The sequence below is a fragment of the Methylobacterium sp. WL6 genome (assembly GCF_008040095.1).
GTDB lineage: Bacteria > Pseudomonadota > Alphaproteobacteria > Rhizobiales > Beijerinckiaceae > Methylobacterium.
This window is the reverse complement of the sequence record NZ_VRVH01000435.1, coordinates 1-2,793: the sequence shown is the minus strand read 5'-3', so window position 1 is coordinate 2,793 and position 2,793 is coordinate 1. Positions and strand designations below refer to the sequence as shown.

Here is a 2,793-nt window from a genome sequence, read left to right as displayed (position 1 = left end):
GCCCGGCCGCGAGCACGACGAGGGCGAGTGCCGCGCCGCTCCGGCGCCCGCGCATCAGCACCGTCGCGAGGATGCCGAGCACGAAGCCGGCGCCGCCGACGAGGAACGGCATCGGGTCGGCGCTGCGCAGGTGCGCGCCGAAATCGTGGGCGACGGCGAGGCCGGCATGCCACGGCGCGGGCTCGGGCGTCGGGGCCGGCGGCACCGGCACGTCGAGGTCGACCGGGAACAGGTCGGTCTTGCCGCCGACGGTCACCGTGAACAGCACGTCGTAGTCGCCGGGCACCGCGCTCCAGGGGGCGTCGAGGCGGTAGCTCCCGTCGGGGCCCGCGACCGCGGCGGCCTTGCCCGCCGGCGTCTCCGCCTCGATCGTCGCGTCGGCCACGGGCTCGTTGGTGTCGGCACGGTCGAGGAACAGCGTCAGCCTGCCGTCGCGCGCCACCGCGACGAGCTCGAGCGCGTCGGTGCTCGACGCGCCGCGCGGGGCCTCGACGGCGGGCGCCCCCTTCGGCCCGTCGGAATGGTCGTGGCCTTCGTGGGCGCGCGCCGCGACGGCCCACAGGCCGAGGGTGAGCGCGGCCGCCGCGAGGGCAGCCGGGAGCCGGATCGTCATGGGAGAGCAACCTTCGCATCGGGACGGGCGCGACTCGTCGGGACGAGCCGCGTGGCGCGCGCCGGGGCGGCGCGCGCAGCCTCAGGCGAAGGGTCTGGGGGGCTCGGGAAGGGCCTCGGATACGGCGCTCGGGCGCACAGAATCCGGCCCCATCGCGACGCGGTCGCCGCTCGGGCGGTCGGCGCGGACGCCGTCCCCGTCCGAGGCCGCGACGAAGACGTGGGCGCAGCAGCAGCCCGGGCAGGCGAGGCAATCCGCCCGGTCGGCGGCGGCCTCCGGCGCGGCGATCACGGCGCCCGCCTGCATCGCGGCGACGTTCAGGGCGGCCTTCAAGGCGTGCCCGACGCGCGCATGCCCGGCGCCGGGGTGGTGGGCATGCCCGGCATGCGCCTGGGCGAAGGCTGGGACCATGACGAGGAGCGCCGCGACCCGAAGGATCGCAGCGAGCCGTCGCAGAAGGTGCCGGGCCTGTCGCATCGTGCGTGAGCCTAGCACGATTCGGGCTTCTGGACAGGGCGTCGAAGCGGGTCCACCGGGGCGTGGCCTTCCCCGGCGCGAAGGGCGGACGCCGCATCCGCTTCGGTCGCGGCTCCGCAGGTGGCGAGGGCATCGACGACCGCTTCGGGGTGGCGATGGATCGTCCAGATCAACGTCATGGCCGTGGCGTTCGGCCTGGACTTGCCCTGTTCCCAGTTCTTGACGGTCGCTTCCTCCAGCCCGAACCGGAGCGCGAACTGGGCTTGCGAGAGATGCAGGGCCTCGCGCACGCTTCGGACGGAGATCGGGTCGGGTGCATGCTTGCGGACGGCGATGCCCAGCGCCGTCAGTTCCGACGTCAGCCGGCTCAGGCTCTCGACCTTCGGCACCTCGACATAGGCCTCACCGGTGTCGAACACGTCCGTCATGACCGCGTGAGCCGCCTTCACCGGAAGATGCCTACGGACCAGGGCGCGGGCCGCCGCCACCGTGTCGAGGTGCGCGTCCGGCAGCCGCTTGAGGCTGAGGCGCTCTACGGAGCCGTCGGGGACGAGGGTCCCGTCCCGGATTTGCACCCGTGGTCCGAACGCCGCCAACAATGTGGATCGCGTCGACATCCAATTCCTCCATGACCCCCTGCGCGATGTCGCGGAGCACGGACGCGCCCCACTTCGTCATCGGGTCGCCGCCGACGTGCATGCCGTTCAGCTCGAGGGATCGCCCCGAGAGCGTCACCTCGGCCATCACAGCGAGCGAACCCCAGGGGGGCCGCACCTCGACCGTGAAGATCGGGTCGTCGCTGTTGGCATGATCGACGACGATCCGAACCTTGCAGGCCGACAAGGAGCTCTTCCTGTGCGCAGATTGCCTATAAGATAAAAAGATGCGCAGACGTCAAGGCCGCTGCAGCCCCGATCGGGATCGAGGCTCGGAAGGCGATGGCTCCGAATCGCGGGCGCAAGGGTGCCATGACGGAGGGAGGGACGTCGCTTCGAGCGCCGGGCGCGGGGGCATCCGAGGCTGCGGCTCCTACTTCCCGCCCGTCCGCGCCAGGATCGCCCGCATCTGGGCGATCTCGCGCTCCTGCGCCTTGACGATCTCCTCGGCGAGCGCCCGCACCTCCGGGTCCTTCGAGTATTGCAGCGCGACCCGCGCCATGCCGACGGCGCCCTCGTGGTGGGGGATCATGCCGCGCACGAAGTCGGCGTCGACGTCGCCGCTGTAGCGGATCGCCATGTCGGCGTGCATCCGCGCGTCGACGGCGCGGAACGCCCGGGTGGAGGGCGCCTCGCCCGCGGCCGGCGCGGGATGACGGCCGGCGTGGTCCATGTGCTCGTGGTCCATGCCCTGTGCCAGCACCCTGCCAGCGAGGAGGACGGCGACGGCGATCAGGGCGGGCCGGACGGTGTTGCGCATGGGGTCGGGTCTCCTCACGGGGATGCGCCGCACCGTGGAGCTTGCCGGCGTGGCAAGGTCAACCGCCACGGTCGCGCCGGGATGAGTCCGGGCCGCCGCCGAGCAGCCGGCCGCCAAAAATCCCGTTCAGCCCGATCACGCCGAGCACGGTGACCGCGTGGATCAGGAGGTCGGTCGCGGTGGCGTCGTGCGGGTGGAACGGCACGAGGAGGGTCGCCGCGGCCGCCGCCGCCGCGAGGCCGCCGAGCGCTGCGGTGAGGTTCGGGTGCAGCGGGCAGGCGCGGCGC

3 protein-coding genes and 2 pseudogenes are annotated in these 2,793 nt (G+C 73.1%); all 5 read right to left on the bottom strand.

All coding sequences use genetic code 11. From position 1 onward, the window contains the following. Positions 1-613: pseudogene (locus FV230_RS26805) on the bottom strand (RND transporter); the annotation flags it as partial. 81 nt (positions 614-694) lie between these two features. Then, complete coding sequence (locus tag FV230_RS26800; RefSeq protein ID WP_147844542.1) at positions 695-1,090, bottom strand: hypothetical protein; 396 nt, start codon at positions 1,088-1,090, stop codon at positions 695-697. Positions 1,091-1,101: 11 nt separating this feature from the next. Beyond that, complete coding sequence (locus FV230_RS26795) at positions 1,102-1,518, bottom strand: type II toxin-antitoxin system MqsA family antitoxin (RefSeq protein WP_187275644.1); 417 nt, start codon at positions 1,516-1,518, stop codon at positions 1,102-1,104. 601 nt (positions 1,519-2,119) lie between these two features. Further along, positions 2,120-2,506: a DUF305 domain-containing protein gene (locus FV230_RS26790; protein ID WP_147844540.1), complete on the bottom strand. Its 387-nt coding sequence runs from the start codon at positions 2,504-2,506 to the stop codon at positions 2,120-2,122. A 58-nt stretch (positions 2,507-2,564) separates the two neighbouring features. Beyond that, positions 2,565-2,793, bottom strand: a pseudogene (locus tag FV230_RS26785) (NrsF family protein); the annotation flags it as partial.